Annotated in this window: 13 protein-coding genes and 2 pseudogenes; 5 read left to right on the top strand and 10 right to left on the bottom strand. The window is 62.6% G+C overall.

Translation table 11 applies throughout. The features are described 5' to 3' along the window. Positions 1-3 precede the first annotated feature (3 nt). Positions 4-906: a DMT family transporter gene (locus QN315_RS09305; RefSeq protein WP_323993202.1), complete on the bottom strand. Its 903-nt coding sequence runs from the start codon at positions 904-906 to the stop codon at positions 4-6. Between the two features lie 883 nt (positions 907-1789). Further along, positions 1790-2662, bottom strand: a complete 873-nt coding sequence (locus QN315_RS09300) for a LysR family transcriptional regulator (RefSeq protein WP_323993201.1) — start codon at positions 2660-2662, stop codon at positions 1790-1792. 99 nt (positions 2663-2761) lie between these two features. Here QN315_RS09300 and QN315_RS09295 point away from each other — a divergent pair, with 99 nt between their 5' ends. From QN315_RS09295 to QN315_RS09285, 3 genes are all read left to right on the top strand, one after another. Next, positions 2762-4189: an MFS transporter gene (locus QN315_RS09295; RefSeq protein ID WP_323993200.1), complete on the top strand. Its 1428-nt coding sequence runs from the start codon at positions 2762-2764 to the stop codon at positions 4187-4189. Between the two features lie 721 nt (positions 4190-4910). Further along, on the top strand, positions 4911-6056 hold the full coding sequence (locus tag QN315_RS09290; protein WP_323993199.1) for an efflux RND transporter periplasmic adaptor subunit: 1146 nt from the start codon (positions 4911-4913) through the stop codon (positions 6054-6056). After that, positions 6053-7033: an efflux RND transporter permease subunit gene (locus QN315_RS09285; RefSeq protein ID WP_323993197.1), complete on the top strand. Its 981-nt coding sequence runs from the start codon at positions 6053-6055 to the stop codon at positions 7031-7033. The genes QN315_RS09290 and QN315_RS09285 overlap by 4 nt, the downstream gene beginning before the upstream one ends. Before the next feature lie 16 nt (positions 7034-7049). Here the strand turns inward: QN315_RS09285 and QN315_RS09280 are convergent. Continuing rightward, positions 7050-8284, bottom strand: a pseudogene (locus QN315_RS09280) (IS3 family transposase). Between the two features lie 77 nt (positions 8285-8361). On the opposite strand from QN315_RS09280, the pseudogene QN315_RS09275 reads away from it, so the two are divergent. Together QN315_RS09275 and QN315_RS09270 are read left to right on the top strand one after the other, a co-directional pair. Then, positions 8362-10518, top strand: a pseudogene (locus QN315_RS09275) (efflux RND transporter permease subunit); the annotation flags it as partial. Then, entirely contained in the window at positions 10511-11917 is a 1407-nt protein-coding gene (locus QN315_RS09270; RefSeq protein ID WP_323993195.1) for an efflux transporter outer membrane subunit, read from the top strand. The pseudogene QN315_RS09275 and the gene QN315_RS09270, both read left to right, overlap by 8 nt. Positions 11918-12156: 239 nt before the next feature. Here the strand turns inward: QN315_RS09270 and QN315_RS09265 are convergent, their stop codons facing one another. From QN315_RS09265 to QN315_RS09235, 7 genes are all read right to left on the bottom strand, one after another. Then, entirely contained in the window at positions 12157-13521 is a 1365-nt protein-coding gene (locus QN315_RS09265) for a peptide ABC transporter substrate-binding protein (protein ID WP_323993341.1), read from the bottom strand. A 259-nt stretch (positions 13522-13780) separates the two neighbouring features. Further along, the gene (locus tag QN315_RS09260) at positions 13781-15106 is read right to left on the bottom strand and encodes an FAD-binding oxidoreductase (protein ID WP_323993194.1); all 1326 of its coding nucleotides are present in this window, start codon (positions 15104-15106) and stop codon (positions 13781-13783) included. 14 nt (positions 15107-15120) lie between these two features. Next, the gene (locus tag QN315_RS09255) at positions 15121-16125 is read right to left on the bottom strand and encodes an oligopeptide/dipeptide ABC transporter ATP-binding protein (RefSeq protein ID WP_323993192.1); all 1005 of its coding nucleotides are present in this window, start codon (positions 16123-16125) and stop codon (positions 15121-15123) included. Then, positions 16122-17156: an ABC transporter ATP-binding protein gene (locus tag QN315_RS09250; protein ID WP_323993190.1), complete on the bottom strand. Its 1035-nt coding sequence runs from the start codon at positions 17154-17156 to the stop codon at positions 16122-16124. The genes QN315_RS09255 and QN315_RS09250 overlap by 4 nt, the downstream gene beginning before the upstream one ends. Then, on the bottom strand, positions 17153-18004 hold the full coding sequence (locus tag QN315_RS09245) for an ABC transporter permease (RefSeq protein ID WP_323993188.1): 852 nt from the start codon (positions 18002-18004) through the stop codon (positions 17153-17155). Before QN315_RS09245 ends, QN315_RS09250 begins: the two co-directional genes overlap by 4 nt. Continuing rightward, entirely contained in the window at positions 18001-18948 is a 948-nt protein-coding gene (locus QN315_RS09240; protein WP_323993186.1) for an ABC transporter permease, read from the bottom strand. The genes QN315_RS09245 and QN315_RS09240 overlap by 4 nt, the downstream gene beginning before the upstream one ends. 6 nt (positions 18949-18954) lie before the next feature. After that, a complete protein-coding gene (locus QN315_RS09235; RefSeq protein WP_323993184.1) occupies positions 18955-20130 on the bottom strand; it encodes an FAD-binding oxidoreductase in 1176 nt (391 codons plus the stop codon). Positions 20131-20153 lie beyond the last annotated feature (23 nt).

The raw sequence follows: 20153 nt of genomic DNA, 5'->3' as shown, positions 1-20153 counted from the left end.
CGATTAACGCCGCACTGCCATCGGAGAATATCCTCTTTGGGGAGGCCGCTCTCCCCGAAGCATCCATACCCCTGCGGCAACGATCAGAACACCCCCGGCAATGAGGCCTCTTGTCGGAAGTTCGCCGAAGAAGACCCAACCCACCACCGCGCTCCAGATGAGGCCGCAGTATAGAAACCCTCCGATAGACGAAACCTGGGCCGACGCGAACGCCTCAGTCTGCAGAATTTGCTGCATTCCTCCGAGCAGGCCGATTATCAATAAAACCACACTTTCATGCAAACTGGGCGTTACCCAAAAGAAAGGTAAGGTCAGGGCGGTAAATGCGGTCATAAGAATAGACTGCCAGAACGTAATGGTTGCGCTGTGCTCGGTCTTGGAAAGATCCCTGATCTGCAACGTGATCAGCGCGCCCATGGCCCCCTGGACAATCGCGGCTGCGTACGCCCACCATGGCGCGGGCGCGACTGGATGCAACGATCCCGCCCGGCCCGATGCGGCTATGAGAACGCCTAGAAATCCCACGCCGATCATGAGCCGTTTTCTGAGGGATAGAGTCTCCCCGAGGAATGGAACTGACAAAAGTGCAATAAAGAGGGGCTGGGTGTAAGATAAAATCTGTTGCTCTGCGAGCGGTAGTTTCTGGATTGCAAGGATAACAAGAAACATGCTCGAGAGCCCGATCATCGACCGCCGTACATGAGCCCAAAACCTGTTCGTCTTCAGCCTACAAGCGCCTTGAGAGGCGACCATAACCATAAAAGGTATGGAGATCAGATTTCTGAAAAACAATACCTCGCCGAGAGGTACTGTTTTTCCAACCGATTTCTGGCAGCCATTTATCAAGGCTATGCAAAGCGTGGCGGCCACAAGAAGGGCGGCACCACGTCGGATATTATGCCGCATTATAGTCGAAAATCTTGAAAGCTAGGTTCCGGCGCGGCATTGCGAACGTCAACTGATCCTCCATCATCCTGCATTCATGCAGGTCCTCGGCTCTTTGCTCCTTCGTAGAAAATTATGATTTGTTTGAGGCTATACCGTTTTCTTGGGGGGTATGTTGTTGATAAGTTCATCCAAGAAAAATATAACTATATCAGTATTTTATATATTCTGGCGTTTGAGAGCGGGCGATCCGCTGCGCCCGATCTGCCCCAGGCGAGGGGCCGTGCTGATTGCAGTGGAACGTGCGGCTGAAGCGCTTGGGCCAAGCCGAGTGGCGGCGTCTCGCGTGGCTCGGTCACCACGCTTTCCGGTGGTTCGGCACGCCGTATCCGGCTATTGCTCAGCTCTTACCCAATGCGGTCGATCAACTCCTCTTCTGATCGCGTGAAGACAAAGGGCGTGTGGGGCGCCGGTCGTGTCGGGGCGTCATCGTCGAGCCTATCAGGGGCCTGTCCCTCCGACCGTGCCGTCACCTGGTTAGCTCAGAGGTCAAGCCCGGCAACAGCATATTCGAGCCCCCTGTTGACCCTACGCCCCAGTAGTCAAGCGGCCTTCGCCGCAGGCTGGATTATGGGGAGACAGCTAGTGTTGATCTATCTAATTGAAATAACGAAATTATATTGCACATCGAAGTGAATGTGGGAATCGGTGCTTGCGTGCCCCCGCAACCATGAAATCCCGATACTAAAAGCCAAAGGCCGCCCCATGGGCGGCCTTTTGCGTTCATGGCACCCCAACCAAAAGCATATAGGAAGCAGTCGGGAGAGAAATCCCGCGTAGCAGACAGCCGCGTGGGGTGTGGCGCAACAGGGCCGGGAAGGGCACGAACCGGACGTGGCTTCTTCTACAAAAGGTTCGACCCAAGATCAGACTTTGAAACGGAATCGACGATAAAATCTGTCACGGTGCGGATCGATGTCGAATGTTTCAGATCTGCGTGGACGACGAGCCAGATTTCCCTTGAAAATGCATCGCCGTCGAAAGGTAGGCGTTCCAAGGTAGGGTCGGTATCGCCGAGGAAGCAAGGCAAGCCGGCAACGCCAATACCTGTGCGTGCTGCGACGTGTTGACTGGTGATGTCGCTGACTTCGCAGACGATAGGACGTGACCCAGCCACCGCCAGAAGCCAATGCTGATGCGGCATGTCGGCATATTGCGCGTCATAGGCAATGAATTCCCATGTCGCAGGTTGGTGGCGGTAAGCATAGTCGCGGCTCGCGTAGAGTGCGAACGTCATGACACCAAGCCTACGTGTAACGCTACTGGCCTCCATAGGGCGCGACAGACGCACCGCGATATCGGCCTCGCGTCGGCTTAACGAAACCTGTTGAGCCTGACTCGAAATAGATAGCTGGATGTCGGGATGTTGCCTGTGGAATGTGAGGACCTGCTTGGCGAAGACGTTGGTCGCGAGTACCGGTGGTGCGCTGACTGTGACCTTGCCGATGAAAGGCGACTGCGCGGCATGAACGGCTCTCTCTATCGCGAAGGCGCTGGCCTCCATTTGTGACGCAAGACGGAAGATCTGTTCTCCCATCAGCGTCAATCGGCACGATCGCGGCAGACGGTCGATGAGTCTCATCTGCAGTGCCGTTTCGAGCGCCGTCAGTCGGCGACTGACCGTTGCGTGGTCGACCTTCAAACGGCGCGCCGCACCGGACAATGTTCCCGCCTGGGCGACGGCAAGAAAATGGCGAAGGTCTTCCCAATCGAACATCTGTGCGTTTTTCCCAGTTTGGATGGGAATTATATGGAATTTACGCACTGACTGTCGATCCCTGATGCTGTTCACAAACTGGGCAGGGAATGGGTCTTCATGTTTCGCGTATCGATTGGGCAGTCCAAGCTTGTGCAGGTAGCGTCATGCCTTGGCTTTGTGGTCGTTCTGATGGACGTCAGCGTCGTCAATGTGGCGCTGGAAGCGTTGCATGCCGTTTTTCGGGCCGACATGAGCGGTCTGCAATGGGTCGTCAACGCCTATACGCTGGCATTCGCAGCGCTTTTGCTGACTGCCGGGGCGCTCGGGGATCGGGTCGGTGCCCGGCGTATCTTTATGGCTGGGTTTTCGCTGTTTACACTCGCATCGCTTGGATGCGGTCTCGCTTCTGACTTACGGGCACTGATTTTAGCCAGATTCTTGCAAGGAATCGGGGCCGCACTTTTGGTTCCGAATTCGCTCTCCTTGCTGCGTCAGGTCTTTCACGACCCGGAAGAACGCAATCGGGCGGTGGGATGGTGGGGCGCTGGCGGTGGAATCGCGCTCGCCGCAGGGCCGGTCGTGGGTGGGTTTCTGATCACTGTTGCCGGCTGGCGCGCCATCTTTCTCGTCAATCTTCCGATCGGTATGCTCGGCCTTTGGCTGACTGTGCGCTACGCACCGGCCTCTCCGAAACATCCCAATCGTGGACTTGATCTCGCCGGCCAGATTACGGCGGCTCTTGCGCTCTCAGGTCTGACAATGGCGCTGACGGAGGTGAGCGGCCGTGGCTGGACCGATCCGGTTATCGTTGCGGGTCTTGCCACGGCCATTCTGGTCGGAGTGCTGTTTCTCTGGCTGGAAGCTGGCAATCCATCTGCGATGCTGCCTCTGCATCTGTTTCGGGACAGGACGCTCCGAAGCGCCACGGCGATCGGTTTGATCGCCAATCTCGCATTCTATGGCGGTGTCTTCATTCTAAGTCTCTATTTTCAGGCGATCCGGCACTATTCACCGCAGACGACCGGATTGGCTTTTTTGCCGATGATGGCCACGCTGGTGATCATGAATGTTATTGCCGGCCGGATCGTCGGTCGCGTTGGCCCACGTCGTCTGACCGCGATTGGCATGAGCATATCGGCGCTCGGCTATGGCCTCCTGCTGCCCGTCTCGGCAACGGGTTCCTATTGGTCGCTCGCTGTTCCCATGTTGCTGGCGGGTAGCGGCATTGCGCTGACCATTCCCACGATCACCAACGCGACCTTGACGTCCGTTCCCCATGCCCAGGCCGGTATCGCCTCCGGGCTTTTGAATTCCGCGCGGCAGGTGGGCGGTATGATTGGAGTAGCTATCTTCGGATATTTCGTTCGTTCACAAGAAGAAGTTTTTTTCATGAGGGGAATGCATACGGCGATTGCTTTGACGGTCGTCCTACTTATTCTCGGAACAGTCATTGGTCTCGCCGGTATTCGGTCAGTTTCTGGCCAAAACTCGGAAAAGAAAAATCGTCATAGTATACAGCGAAATGCAGACTTCGCCGAGGGCTGATCCGTGTGATTACCAACAAGCGATGTTGGCGTATTTGCTAATATCTGAATCTTCTCGGTGTTGACTCGATGTCACGTAATTATCCTGATTGCGGCTTCAACGTCCGCGACCTACGACGGGTCATCGCGGTTGCGGAGCATCGTAGCCATTATATTATCTGAAGATTTTTCCGACGTTGCCACTGTGACAGGCATGTCAAAATCCTGACATAAACCCGAGGAAGCAGCCAGCTATAAACGTGGCCAACGGTCCAACCCGAGGGGCGGTCAATTCGTCCGCGACATCGAGAGGGAAGCAGATGTCTGTTGCTGGTAATGCAGGTTATCGATCGGCGAGTTCATACCGAAATATGGATTCGATGATTTTTGGCATCATGCCGGCGGGATGCACGGCCGATTGTCGAGAGGATCAGGGCGATCGGAAAATGAAAATAAATGACAGAGAATAGAAGAGACGATATCGACCGTAAAAGATGCCAGCCTGTTTGGTGTTAGACGTGGTGAGACTTATATGCGCTTTACATATAGCCAGGTGGCCTGAGTATTCTATCTCTTCGTTCTTGCCGCAACCCGCATCTCTTTCGGTTGTGTGATCGGGCCGAGCATACGGAGCAACGCCGCCTGGTCGGCGATACCCGTCGTTACTTTGCTCGTCCTGGCGGTGGCGCCGGCGCGGCGTCACGCCGTACTTGCTGTCCTCTCTTTGCCGTGAATCGAGAAACATGATGGTGATCAAACGACGCGAAGAAGACACGTCATTTTGGCCCGCGCGCAGCAGGTTGCTGATGGGCCTGGTCTTGATGCTGCCGGTACTCGCGGGATGCAAAGCGCGGAACACCTACCATAAGCCGCCACCACCCGAAGTCGACGTTGCACGCCCGCTAAAGCAGGACGTGACCACCTACCTGTATGCGACTGGCCAGATGACAGCGACGCGGAGCGTCAACCTGGTTGCGCGCGTGCAGGGGTTCTTGCAGGCGATCGATTATCGCGATGGTGCGTTCGTCCACAAAGGCGATCTGCTATTTCTGATCGAGCCCGCCCCTTATGCTGCCCAGGCGCAGCAATCGCGCGCCAATTTGGCGTCGGCCCTGGCGAGAGCGGCGTTCGGCGTAAAGCAATTCGATCGCTACCAGGCTTTGGCGCGATTCGATTCGGGCTCCGTGCAGCAGGCACAGCAGACACGCGCGGACCGCGATAGCGCCGACGCTTCGGTATTGCAGGCACAGGCCGCGTTGCAGCAGGCTGACATTACCTATGGCTATACCCATGTCACTGCGCCGTTCGATGGCTTCGTAAGCGCGCATCTGGTCAGCGTCGGGCAATTGGTCGGCAGTGGCCAGGCGACCGAGCTGGCGCAGATTTCGGCGCTCGATCCGATCTGGGTGAACTTCAACGTTTCGGAGCAGGATGGCGCGCGACTTTTAGCCCGTCCCGGCGAGAAATGGGAGTTGCAGGTCGAGGGGCCGGACGAGAGCGATTACCCACATGACGGACGGGTCGACTATATCGCGCCGACCGTGGATCCGGCGACAGGAACGCTGGCACTGCGCGGTGTGCTGGATAACGGCGATCTCACGCTGCGCCCGGGTAATTTTGTACGTATCCGCGTCATGACCGGCATCCGGCACAACGCTCTTCTGGTCCCCGCCGAGTGTATCGGAAACGACCAGGGCGGCAGGACGGTATTCGTGCTTACGGCCGAAAACAAGGTCGCGCTGCGGCCCGTGACGCTCGGGCCGCTGGTCGGGCGGCTACAGGCAATCGAACATGGGGTGGCCGCCGAGGATCGGGTCATCGTGAATGGCGTGGAATCGATCCGCACGGGTGAAGTCGCGGTGCCGCACGAGGTGCAGGTGACGCAATGATATCGAAATTTTTCATAGAACGGCCGGTATTCGCCAATGTGATCGCGGTGGTGACGATCCTGTTGGGCATCGTCGGCTTATCCGCCATGCCGATTTCGCAATATCCGGATGTCGTTCCACCCACTGTCCAGGTCACGACGAACTATCCCGGCGCCAGCGCGACCACGATTGCACGCACCGTGGCTTTGCCGATCGAGCAGCAGGTCAATGGCGTACAGGACATGCTCTATATGCAGAGTACCAGCACCGATAGCGGAGCCTATACGCTTACGGTTACGTTCCGAATCGGCACCGATCCCGACAAGGCGCAGATCCTGGTTCAGAATCGTGTTTCGAGCGCGATGGCATCGCTGCCGCAGAGTGTGCAGGTACAGGGCGTGACCGTGCAGAAACGATCGACCAGCGTGCTCGGGTTCGTCGCGCTGACGTCACCAGACAACAGTCGCGACAGTCTGTATTTGAGCAATTACGCCACCATCCATGTCATCGACGCTCTGTCACGCATTCCCGGCGTCGGCAATATCAACGTGCTGGGTGCAAGCCAATATGCCATGCGGATTTGGTTCGATCCGGATCTCTTGCAGGCGCACGGCCTTGAGGCATCGGATGTGCTGAACGCGATCGAACAGCAGAGCCAGGTCGTGCCGTCGGGCCAATTCGGAAGTCCACCGGGACGTGCTCAGCCGTTCCAATACACGCTCGATGTTCCAGGACGCCTCGCCGACCCGGTCGAATTCGGCAATCTGATCATCAAGACGGGAGCGGGTACCGGTGGTCAGATTGTACGGCTGCACGATGTGGCGCGTGTGGAGATGGGCGCGAAATCCTATGCGCAGGATTTCCGACTGAACGGCCGACCCGCCATCGGAATTGGGATCTATCAGACGCCGGAGGCAAACGGCCTTCAGACGTTCCGCGCGGTGCGACGGGAAATGGCTGGCCTGTCACGGAATTTCTGTACCGGCCTCGGTTTTTGAGACATCTGGTTGGAGCCTAAGCGGCGAGAGCCGCGGTGGAAAGAGCTTTGGCGCGCACGGCGTTCGGTGACATGAACCCGTGCCGTTCAAGGAGCCATGTTTCATTGTATAGATCGCGGAATTCCAGCAGGGCCTGTCGGAGATCCTCGACGTTCTCGAAGTTCCGGACCCAGAGCAGGTTCTCCTTGAGTGTCCGGATGAAGCGTTCGGCGCAGCCATTGCCCTCGGGGGCGCGGACGAATGCCGGCGAGCTTTCGATGCCCAGGAAGCGAATTTCGTTCTGGAAATCATCGGACATATACTGGCTGCCGTGATCGTGGCGCAGGGAAAGTCCAGTTGCTACTTTTTCGGCGAATGCGCCAAAACAGCGGCGCACGCCCTGGCGTATGGGCTCCAGGGCCTCGAAGCGGGTGCCGCGCCGGGCGGCATGAATGCCGGCGCATTCGCCGCTGTGATGATCGATGGCAATGAAGACGGCGGCCTGTCCTTCCTGCGTCCATGTCGACGTCATGTCGGTGCCCCACATGATGTCGAGGGCATCCGGGATGATGGTGCCGTCATGGTTGCGCGGTCCCTTCGGCGCGCCGGTCCGCGAGGGGGCGAGCAGATCGTTTTCACGCATCAGGCGCAGCGTCCGGCGACGGGACGTGCGTACGCCCGCGACCCGCAGTCTTGCCCAGACCTTGCGGTGCCCTTCGCCATGAAACGGGCTGGCCGTGATGATCGCACGGATGCGCCCGACCAGTTCGGCGTCCGGCATGGGGCCTGTCGGGCCGCGCCGCCGCAAGGCTGGTCTCACCTCCATGGGCGTCCGGCGGCGGTAGAGTGTCGCCCGGCTGATGTTCCAGACCCGGCAGACCGCCGCCAGTCCATAGGGGCGACCGGAAGAGGGGGAGACCGCCGCACTCATGGCCGCAGCCTCCGACGGGCCAAAGGGCGGCCAGCCTCCATGGCCGCGATCTTTTCACGCAGCAGTTCACGCTCGATCATGACCTCGCCGAGCTTTGCCTTGAGGCGATCGCTCTCCAGCGTTTCACCGTCAGTCTGACGTGTCGCAAGACTGGCCTCGCCCCCGGAAAGGAAGGCGCTCTGCCATCCGCTCAGGGTTGCGGCCGTCACGCCCAGTTCGCGCGAGACCATCTCCATGTCCTCACCGCGCAGCAGACGAAGCACGGCCTCCTTCTTGCGGCGGCGTGACATGCGTCCGCCATGCCCCGGTCGTTTCGCGTCGTTCTTCAACTCGTTCGTCATTCTGACACCCTCGCGCATTCCTCACGCGCTTATCTGGTGTCTCAAAAAACCGATAGGCGGGAGATTTCCCCCCCGGCGTCGCTTCGGAGATTCCGTTCGATACGACGACATTCGTCAGCGCTTCGATCCAGGAAGTCTATAAAACGCTGATCGAGGCGGCGATCCTGGTGCTGATCGTCATCTTGGTATTCCTTCAGGACTGGCGAGCGATGATGGTACCGGCGACCACCGTGCCCGTGACGATCATCGGCGCGTTCGCTGCGATGGCGGCAATGGGGTTCGGGGTCAATATCTCCACCTTGCTGGCCATTGTACTGGCGATTGGCATCGTGGTCGACGATGCGATCGTGATTGTGGAGGGGGTCGCGCAGCAACTGGAGCGGGGCCTGCCCGGCCGGGCAGCCGCCACCGAGGCCATGGGCGTACTGGTCGGCCCGATCATCGGCATCACGCTGGTCCTGATGTCAGTCTTCATCCCCGCGGGGTTCCTGTCGGGCCTGACGGGACGAATGTATGCGCAATTCGCACTGGTGATCGCCGCCACCGCGCTGATCAGCGCGATCAACGCACTCACGCTCAAGCCGACGCAATGTGCGGCCTGGATGCGGCCTGTGCCGCGCGATGCGCGCCGCAACGGTTTCTATCGTGCGTTCAATCGATTCTACGCGACGGCAGAGGCGCGGTATGTCCGCCTGATCCGCTCTGTGGTCGGCCGGTCGGGCATCTCGATGCTGGTCGCGCTCGGGATCATCGTTCTGGCAATCGGCGGATTGTCACGCCTTCCAACAGGTTTCCTGCCGCTGGAAGACCAGGGCTATTTCGTAATCAGCGCGCAATTGCCCAGCGGCGCGTCCCTGGCGCGAGTCGGGGCGACATTGCGGCGCATATCGAACGTCGTTCAGAAAGTTCCCGGCGTGGAGAATGTGGTAACGATCTCCGGCATGTCGGTGCTGGATAATAGCGCCTCGATATCGAATGCCGGGACCGTCTATGTCGTGCTCAAGGATTGGAGCCAGCGCGGCTCCGGCGCTGGCCTGATCGGCATGTATCACGCGCTGTCGAATGCTGTGGCGCCGATCCGCGAAGCGTCTATCCGTGTCGTGCCGCCGCCCGCGATCCAGGGGATCGGCAATGCCGGCGGCTTCACCATGCAGCTCGAACTGCGGGACGGGACATTGGATTGGTCGCATTTGCAGGCAGTGACTGCCGATATGGTTCGCGCGGGCGGATCGCAAAGCGCGATTTCACGGATTTTCAGCACCTATCATGCCGATGCGCCGCAATTCGCCGTCTCGGTCGATCGAACGAAGGCCGCGACCCTGGGCGTGTCCGTGCAGGACGTGTTCCAGGAACTGTCCTATGCCGTGGGCTCCGGATATGCTGGCCAGTTCGATCGGTTCAATCATGTGTTCCAGGTCTATGTCCAGGCGCAGGATGCGTACCGGGTCGATGCGGCGCATCTCGGTCTGTTGCGTGTCCGCAATGCCAACGGCGGAATGGTTCCGTTGGGATCTTTGGTGCGGGTCACCCCGTTGACCGGACCGTCACTCGTAACCCTGTATAACCTCTATCCGAGCGCGACCCTGATCGGGACGCCCGGTAAGGGATTCAGTTCGGGCGACGCGCTGACGGTGATGGAGCAGGCGGGCGCGCAGGAATTGCCGCCGGGTACGGGCTACGACTGGACCGCGATGTCGTATCAGGAGAAGGCGGTCGGCGGTCAGGTCTATCTCGTCTTCGGGCTGGCGATGCTGATGGTCTATCTCGTCCTGGCAGCGCAATATGAAAGCTGGTTCATGCCGCTTGCTGTGATCGCAGCGGTTCCGCTCGCGCTGACCGGACCGGCGACGGTGATCGCCGCCTTGGGGATCGACAATAACCTTTACACGCAAATCGGGCTGATCCTGCTGGTTGCGCTCTCGGCCAAGAACGCGATTCTGATCGTGGAGATGGCACGCGAACTGCGCGAGAGCGGCCGCAATATCGTGGACGCGGCAGTGGAGGCGGCGCGAATCCGATTCCGCCCGATTCTGATGACGTCGATCGCTTTCGCGCTGGGCGTCGTTCCGCTGGTGACGGCGAGCGGCGCGGGCGCGAACGCGCGGAAATCGATCGGGATCACCACCCTGTCGGGAATGATCTCCTCGACCTGCCTCGCCGTCGTCCTGGTGCCGGCATTTTTTGTTGTCATCCGGCAATTCGAGGAGCGTCGCAAGGGGACGTCCCATGTATGAAGCGCTTCGCCGCCTATCTGCATGGGTTCTGGCGCCTGTCGCGCTCTGCGGGTGTATGGTCGGTCCCAACTACCGTCGGCCGAGCATCGACGTGCCTGCGGCTTTCAAGGAAGCCAGTGCGGCCGGGGTCAATTGGGGTCCGGCGCGACCGAATGACGGCGCCGAGAAAGGTGCATGGTGGCTTGTCTTCCGCGATCCGCAACTCTCCGCACTGGAGGAACGGGTCGCGGTCAACAACCAGAACCTGAAGGCGGCACTGGCCGCGCATGACGCGGCAGAGGCGACCGTGGACGAAACGCGGGCAGGTTTGCTGCCAACGATTGCCCTCGATCCGCGCATCAGCCGATATCACCTGAACGACCAGTTCGGCACGGACGGCCAGACTCGCACGCGCCCCGCGTTCAGCGGGACGATCAACTGGCATCTGGATCTGTGGGGGGAAATCCGGCGGCAAGTGGAAAGCGACCGAGCGGCGGCGCGCGCGTCGGCCGAGCAACTTGCGTGGTTACGCCTGCAAAATCAGGTCGATCTGGCCAACGATTATTTCGTGCTGCGCTACGATGATTCGATGACGTCTCTTCTGCAAGCGACGGTCGCCGCATATGCCCGTGCGCTGGATATGACCCGACAGCGTCACAATCTGGGGGCGGTCAGCGAAGTGGACGTCATTTCCGCCCAGACGCAAATGCAAAACGCGCAGGCGCAGCTTGTCGGCGTCGGTATCGACCGGGCAACGCAAGAACATGCGATCGCCGTCTTGGTGGGCGTCCCGCCGGAAGCGCTGACGATTACGTCGGGTTCGTTGCTCGGGGCGGTTCCGACGGTGCCGGTGGAACTCCCGTCCCGCCTGCTGGAGCGGCGTCCCGACGTCGTGGAAGCCGAGCAGAACGTGGTCGAACAGAACGCGATGATCGGTGCGGCCATCGCGGCGTACTACCCGGATGTGAATCTGGGCGCGCTCGGGGGATATAGCGGGTCGAGGGCACTGTTCCAGGCTGGAAACAAGCTTTGGCTGATGACGGCGCAGGGCAGCGAGGTGCTTTTCAATGGCGGCGCGCGCTCCGCCAAAGTGCGGAGCGCACGGGCCAATTACGAGCAGAGTGTTGCGGCATATCGCCAGAAGGTGCTGGAGGCATTCCAGGGCGTCGATGATAATCTATCGAGTCTGCGAATCCTGGAACGGAAGGGAGGCATACAGGACGCGACGATCGCGAGCGCACGGCAAGGCATGCGGTTTGCGCTCAACGAATATCGAATGGGTGCCGTGGACTATACGACCGTCATCAACGCGCAGACCTCTGCCCTGAGCGCGGAGGAAAGCGGATTGCAGATTCGTCAGCAGCGCCTGTCGGCCACTGTGTCGCTCATCGAGGTGCTGGGCGGTTCGTGGCGCGAATAGAGCGGGTGCTCGTGGGGGCGACCAATTTCTCCCCACGTTACTCCCGTACGATCGAATCCGGATCGAAGCTCGCCCAATTTTCCTACGGGTTGCCGGCATCGGCGAGCCCCACAATCTAAAAATTCAGCAAGATTTTTACCCAAACGGGGGAGTGTTCGTGGCAGTATCGACCGAAGCAGCAGCCTGACGTTCCGGCCCGCGTTCACGACGTCCAGCGCCAGTGTGCGAGATTCCACAGATTAGAACGCACGTTGACGTTGCTGCGGTAATTTTCCAGCCCATCGACAAGGCCTTCGATGTTCATCACCTGATAGAAGGGGAGCAGCGGAAGGTCCCGCCGGATGAACTGCTGGATGCGCGAGAACGCGGCGACGCGCGTTGCGTGATCGAAGCTGGTGTTGGCGCGCGAAAACAGCGCATCGACCTCCGGATTGGCATATTGGAAGACGTTTTGCCCCGTGCCGCCGCGGGCCGGGGGATCGATCGGACTGGAAATAGGGCGATGCGTCAGGGTCCGATCCGGTCATGTAATCGACCGATACCAGTGCGCTGTCGAACTGTGACCGGGTCCAGTATGCGCCCCACATGACGGCGGCGGGCCGGTTCTCGATCCTCATGACGACGCCGATATCCAGAAGCGATTCTTGGATCACCTCCTGGATCTGGGTGCGGATGGGGTTGCCAGCCGTCGTCGCGTTCGTGAATTCCAGGCGGATGCCGTCGCGACGGCGTACACCGTCCGGCCCGGGTCGCCAGCCGGCGCGGTCCAGCCGCGCGCGCGCCGCCTGCGGATCGAAGCGATGGCGCGGCAGCGTGGCATCGAAATAGGTGGATTCGCGCGGCAGAAAGGATTCCGTGGTCTGCTCGACATTCTCGCAGATGGTCTCCAGAATGGTATCCTTGTCGATCGCCTCGTAGATCGCCGTCCGCACGGTCGGGTCCTGGAACTGCGGCCGGCCGAGATTGAACGCCATGCCTTCGATGAAGGGCTGCGGCGCGCGGATCGGACGGCGCCCGGCCAGGGCGCGCGCCTGCGCATAGCGGTCCGGCGGAATCCCCTGCATGCCGAGAAAATCGATTTCCCCGGTTTCGAATTGCGTGAACATGACCGTGATATCGGGAATGTAACGGATGATGACCCTGTCGACCCCGGGCATGCCCAGATGCCAGTGCGGATTCGCGGCCAGCCGGATTTCCTCGGAGGGGATGCGTCCGCCCCACATGAAAGGTCCGGACCCGACGGGATTCGTCGAAAAGGCCTGTCGGTCCCCGTCATGTGCCAGACGATGTGCGGGAACGATCATGACGCTGGCCAGTACGGCGGGCAGTGGGGCGTAAGGTGCATGCATCCGCCATGTCAGCTCGCGCGGGCCGGTCTGCCGGATATCGTCGATCAGCTCCACGCCGGTGCGGCTGAATGCAGGAAAGGCCGGATCGCGCAGGCAGTTCAGGGTGAAGAGGATATCGGCGATGGTGACCGGTTGGCCGTCATGCCACGTCGCGTCGGGGCGCAACGTGACGCGCCAGTCTCGCCCGTCCAGGGAAATGCCGCCGTTGGACACCGAAGGCACTGTGACGGCCAGGTCGGGTTGGAGCGTCCCCATTTCGTCGATGAACCATAGCGCGCTGAAAAGATTCATCAGCAGCCCGTCATCGACCTCGATATGCGGCAGAAGGGGGTGGAAGACCGTCGGCTCCTGCGACAGGCCCACGATGATCGGTCGCGTCCGGCCGGCGCCGCGCGCGGTCGCGAAAGAGGGGGCTGCGGCAAGCGCGGCCGCTGCGAGCGCGCCGCCGTGACGCAGCAGCCGCCGCCGTGTCCAGGGGATGATGCGGCCGGTGTGCGGAGCGATTATCACGGCCCTAGAACCCGCCCACGATCCGGACGGGCGTGCCATCATAAAAGCGCGAAAGCCGAAACGGCATCGGGTCGACGACGGGGTCCGCCCCGGTCGCCAGGTCGGCCGTCAGCCGCCCGGCCCCTGGCCCGATCCCGAAACCGTGGCCGGAATAACCGGTCGAGATCGTTAGCCCCGGAACCCCGACATCGCCGTCGATCACGGGAACGGCGTCGGGCATGACGTCTATCAGTCCCCCCCAGTGCTGCAGCACATGAATTGGCCCGACCTGGGGGAAGAGTGTTTCGAGGTGCGCGACCGCCGCGCGGGCCAGCCGTACGTTCGGCCGGGGATCGAGGATACGCGTTTTCTCGAAAACTGTCGGCAGGTCGGCGGGCCAGGTGCGCGGCGTCGCCAGTTCGATCAGGAACCTGTTGTCGAACCGTGGAAACACCGCCTTGCGCTCGGCCCGGAACGCCGGAAGGTAGTGCCGGGCGAAACGGAAGAGGTCGGGCACGATCGGGACGCTCAGCCCGGTGCTGGGGGCGATATTGTAGCCTCCGTCGTCGCGCCGGCGATAGGCGACCGAACCGAGATAGGCCGACGTGTCCGGCAGGGTTGCAATCGGCGCGGTCCGGCAGACGGACGACAGGACCTTGAGCTGCGGCAGTGTCACGCCCAGCGTGCCGCAGAGCAGGCGCGACCATGCGCCGCCGGCCACGACGACCTGCGACGTACGGACATAGCCTTTTTCCGTCATGACGCCGCTGACGCGCCCACCTTCGCGATCGATGCCGCGCACGGCGCAATTCTGCAGCACGGTTGCGCCGAGTTCGCGGGCGGCGAGCGCGATCATCGGTGCGGCGCGCTGGGGTTCGGCGCGCGCATCGGTCGGATTATAGAGCCCCGAGCGCGCGGCACCCGCGTAGCCGGGCAGGATCTCGTGGATTTCGGCGCTGGTGACGATGCGGCTGCCGAGTTGGTAGGGGCGGGCATCCTCGATGAATCGTTCGTGGCGGGTGCGATCGGCATCCGTGCCGGCCAGCGAGAGGACGCCGCACACGGTGAAGCCCGTGTCGATCCCCCGGCTGCGGAATTCGTTCCAGATCCGGAAGCTTTCGACCATCAGCGGAATCTCGCGCGGGTCGCGTCCGTTGCGGCGGACCCAGCCCCAGTTGCGGCTGGATTGTTCGCCTGCGATGCTTCCCTTTTCGCACAGGACCACCGAAATCTTGCGCCGGGCAAGTTCATAGGCGGTGCTGGCGCCGACGATCCCGCCACCGACAACGACCACGTCCGCGCGTTCGGGAAGGATGTCGTCCGTCTGCACGATTTTGACCTGGGGACCCATGGGGCGGGAACCTTTCAATTGCTGTGAGGCAGAATGCCTTCAAGATCGAGATCCGCCCGAATGCATGCGGCATGATGGCCGGGCGCGACAGGGGCCAGCGCGGGCTGCCGTGTCCGGCACGCGTCGGCCGCATGTGGGCATTGGGCATAGAAGACGCATCCATCCGGCGCATGATGCCGGGCCCGCGCGGCGGGCAGGGCGGGAGCTGACAGGACGCCTCGCCGGGGCTCGGCCGAGAGCAGGCGCGCCGTGTAGGGATGGCGCGGACGACGGAAAAGCTGTTCGGCCGGGGCCACTTCCACCAGCGCGCCGCGATACATGACGGCGATCCGGTCAGAAATCACGCCCACCACCGCCAGGTCGTGGCCGATGAACAGGATGGACAGGTTGAACCGGTCGCGCAGATAGCGGAACAGGTTGACGATCTGCGCCTGCACACAGACGTCCAGCGCCGACACCGCTTCGTCGGCCACGATCAGTTCCGGTTTCATCAGCAACGCCCGCGCGATGCTCAGACGCTGTCGCTGGCCGCCGGAAAAGGTCGACGGCGCGCGGTCCAGGACATCCGAACCCAGCCCGATCAGGGCCAGCGTTTCCAGCATCTCCTCCGTGGCGGCAGCCCCGGTGACCCCGTGCAGGCGCAGAGGCGTCGTCAGGATCTGGCGAATGCTCTGCCGCGGGTTCAGCGCGGCCGATGGGTCCTGAAAAATCATCTGCATCTTGTGCCGAAATGGCCGCAGCGCCTGTTCGGACAGATGCGTGATGTCCGCACCGTCCAGATGGACCGCACCCGCCGTCGGCTCCAGCAGACGCATCGCCATACGCCCGACCGTCGATTTGCCCGAGCCGGACTCCCCCACGATGCCCAGCACTTCGCCGCGCGCGATATCCAGCGTGACGTCGCGCGCGGCAGTGATTGCGCGCGGCCGCGTCAGTAACCCATCACGGCGCAGGTAGGTCTTGGACAGTCCCCGCAGCGACAGCAGGGGGGCCGAGCCGGAGGGCATGGAATTCGTCATTCCCCGATCTCCCCTAGCCGGGCGCAGCGGGCCAGATGGCGCGGATCCGCGGGGCCGGGAGGCGAGACTGGCTCCAATGCGGGCATCCGGCGCGCGCACGGGTCGGGTGTCATCCAGACGCAGCGCGGCGCGAAACGGCATCCCGCGCCGCGCGCGTCCGGTGGCGGTACCTGGCCCGGCAGCGTTCCCAGCCGTCGCGTGCCGGACGCGATGCGGTCCAGCCCCGGCGCCGCGGCCAGCAGGCCTCGGTTATAGGGCATCCGGGGTGCCGCGAAGAAAGCGGCGGCGGGTGCATCCTCCACGATCTGCCCCGCATAGAGGACGATGACGCGGTCGGCGATCGCCGATGCGACAGCGAGGTTGTGGGTGATGAACACCATGGCCATGCCCATTTCGGCCCGCAGGTCCAGCAGCAGGCGCAGCACCTGCGCCTGGATGGTGACGTCCAGGGCGGTCGTCGGCTCGTCCGCGAACAGCAGGTCGGGACCGCCGGCGATGGCCAGCGCGATGACCACGCGCTGGCGCATGCCGCCCGAAAGCCGTTGCGGGATCAGGCGCATGCATCCCCGGGGATCGACGATCCCGACCTGCGCCAGAAGGTCGATCGCGCGCCATTCCGCCGCTGGGCCGCGTAGGCCGGCATGCAGAGCCAGGACTTCGCGCAACTGGGCCCCGACGGTGCGGATCGGGTTCAGGCTGCTCATCGGGTCCTGGAAGATCATGGAAATCCGCTTGCCGCGCAGCGGGCGCAGCAGGCGCTCGGGTCGGCCCAGCAGTTCGATGTCGTCTTCCCGGTTCCCTGCCGGTCCGGGGGCGCGCAGGACGGCGGATCCTGAAATATCCGCCCCGGGCAGGAGGCCGAGGATAGCCAGCGACGACACGCTCTTGCCCGAGCCGCTTTCGCCGACCAGGGCCACGATCTCCCCGCGCCCAACGTCGAAATTCAGGCCGTCGACCAGGCTGATCTGTCCGAAGCTGACGCCCAGCTTGCGAACGCGCAGGATTGGGCCGTCATCCCCCAGCACGGTCATGCCCGCCGCCCCGGCGCGATCGCATCGCGCAACGCGGCGCCCAGGATGTTGAACATCATGACGGTCAAGGCGATGACGAATCCGGGAATGACCGCCAGCCACGGATCGGATTCCAGATATTCCTGCGCGTTGTTCAGCAGGTTGCCCCAGCTCGCCCCCGGCGGCTGGATCCCATAGCCCAGATAGCTGACATAGGATTCCAGCAGGATCGCGCGCGCGATGTTCAGCGTGGCGTTCACGATGATGGCGGGCGCGACATTCGGCAGAATTTCGCGGAAGAGGATCTGCCGGTCCGGGGCGCCCATGGCCATGACGGCGGTGACATAGTCCATCTGGCGGATCAGGACGGTCTGCGCCTGCGCCACGCGCGCGACCTCCATCCAACTGACCAGCGTCACGATGCCCACAATGGTGACGAGGCCGGGATGCAGGATCGCCGCCAGCGTCAGCAGCAGGAAGATAACGGGAAAGCACAGCACGGTGTCGATGATCGTGGTGATGAGGAATCGCGTTCCGCCCGGCCTGTAGCCCGCCACGATGCCGACCACTGTGCCGATCAGGGAACTGAACACTGTGGAGACGACGCCCACGACCAACGACACGCGCCCGCCGCGCAGCACCCGCGCCAGCAGGTCGCGTCCGATTTCGTCGGTGCCAAGGACATGCCCGTGCGCGAGCGGTGGCAGGAATCGGTGATGGAGGTCGATCGACGTCGGGCCGAACGGCAGCAGGAAGGGGCCGCAGAAGCAGGCGAATATGATCGACCCGACATAAAGCAGCGCGATGACTCCGCCCCGCCCGGCCATCCTCCGTCGCCACACACCGTGTGAAACCGTGATGTCGCTCATCCCCGCAGCCTCGGATCGCAGAGATGGTGTAGGATTTCGGCGGCGAGGCTGCACAGCAGCACGAGGGCCGCGCTGAACACCAGCAGTCCCATGACCATCGGGTAGTCGCGATATTGCAGGCTGTCGAGCAGCAGCCGCCCGATGCCCGGCCATGTGAAGACCGTTTCCGTCACCAGCGCGCCGCTGAGCAATGTCGGAAGATAGATGCCGGCCACCGGAACAAGCGGCAGCAGGGCTTCGGGCAGCAGGTGCAGTACTACGATCCGCCATGTCGGGATCCCCAGCGCGCGCGCCGTCCGGATATGGTCCTGCCGCCAGATCTCGCCGGCGAAGGCCCGGGTATAGTTGCTCCACAGCGGGATGGAGACCAGTCCCAGCGTCAGGGACGGAAGGGCCAGGTGCCGGATATGGTCCGTGACTGCGCCATGACCCGGCGTGGTCAGGTTCCCGGCCGGAAACCAGCCGAGGCGCACGGAAAAGACGTAGATGAAGACCAGCCCCAGCCAGAAGGTTGGCAGCGAGAGCAGGACGACCGACAACAGGGACGCCAGGTGTTCCGCCCGTCTGCCCGCCTGCAGCGCGGCGATGATCCCCAGCGCCACGCCCAGCGGAAAGGACAGGATGAGAGAGGCGAGCGCCAGTTGCGCCGTTGCGCCCAGATGGAGCCAGATCACGGTCAGGACCGGGGCCTGGTCGCGATAGGACCGGCCCCAGTCGCCGGCCGCAAGCCGGGCGGACCAGTGCAGATATTGCTGCCACAGCGGGGAGTCGAGCCCCATGTCATGCGCGATTTCGGCCAGCCGTGCACTCGTCATGCCGGGCGAGAGGGCGAATTGCGCCAGCGGGCCGCCGGGCGTCGCATGCACCAGGATGAACCCCACCATCGAGACCAGGACCAGCAGGATGCAGTTGACGCCCAGTTTCTGGAGAAGGAACCTCGCCATGACCGCCTAGCCGTGAAGGGTAACGGGATCGAACCGAACCTGCTCCGCCTCGTCGAAGCGCGACAGGGCGAAGGCCGCGATGGACAGTGGGGGTGTCTCGCCGTTCACCAGCGCGGCCATGACCCTTCCCGTTATCGGCCCCAGGCAGAATCCGTGGCCCGAGAAACCGCGCGCCAGGAACAGGCCCGCGACGTGATCGACCCTGTCCAGGACGGGCAGGGCGTCAGGGGTCTGGTCGATCAGCCCACACCAGAAACTCTCGACGCCCAGGTCCAGGCTGGCCGGGACGACCGCTCCGAAACTCCCGATCGTCGCGGCAAGCGCAGCGGCCTTTGGCGCGATGACGGGCCGGCCAGCGCGTTCGACAAGCTGCTCGGTCCATTCCTCGATGCCGCTGGTGAAGCGGAACGCCCCGTCATTCTGCTGCCGCCCGGCACATGCGGCCTCCGCATTGCTGGCATCGGCGACCGAGATGACCTGCGCCAGCAAGGGGGCGGCGGGTCGCGTCCTGACGACGGTGACGCATTTGACGGCCAACGGGACGGATAGCCCGAACGGCACCAGAAGTTCGTTGCCGAACACGCCGCTGGCCAGCACGACGACGTCTGCGGGCAGGACGCCTTTATCGGTGCGCACGCCGCTGACCCGGCCTCCGCGGGTTTCGATCGCCTGTACACAGGCGCCGAAGCGCGTCCGCACGCCCAGGCGCCCGGCAGCGCGCAGATAGGCGTTCACCGTCAGGTCCGGGTCGGCGTGGCCGTCGGTCGGACAATAGCTGGCGGCGGCGACATGGGGCGAAATGGCCGGCGCGACGGCGCGGATCGCGGCGCTGTCGGGCAGGAAGGACAAGTTCAGTCCCTGCGCGGTGCCCTGCGCCACGATGTCGCGCAGGCGGGGGATATCGGCGTCGGCGACGCCGATGCGCAGATTGCCCTTCTGCGTGTAGCCGGTCGGCGCATCCAGTTCGCGGTCCAGTTGTTCCCAGAGCCTGACCGCGGCGATGGCCAGCGGCAGTTCGCGCGGGTCGCGCCCGGACTGGCGCACGCCGGCCAGGGTCCAGCCGCTGGCCATCGCCGCCGGGTGATAGCGTTCGACGATCGTGACCGAACGCCCGGCCTTCGCCAGTTCATAGGCGGTCGCGGCGCCCGATATTCCACAGCCGATGACGACGACGTCCGACATGGCCTGTCCTCCCTCCCGGACGC

Origin of the sequence: Nguyenibacter sp. L1, assembly GCF_035199985.1 — a bacterium.
Taxonomy (GTDB): domain Bacteria; phylum Pseudomonadota; class Alphaproteobacteria; order Acetobacterales; family Acetobacteraceae; genus Gluconacetobacter; species Gluconacetobacter vanlangensis.
This window is presented reverse-complemented; position numbering and strand designations above follow the sequence as displayed.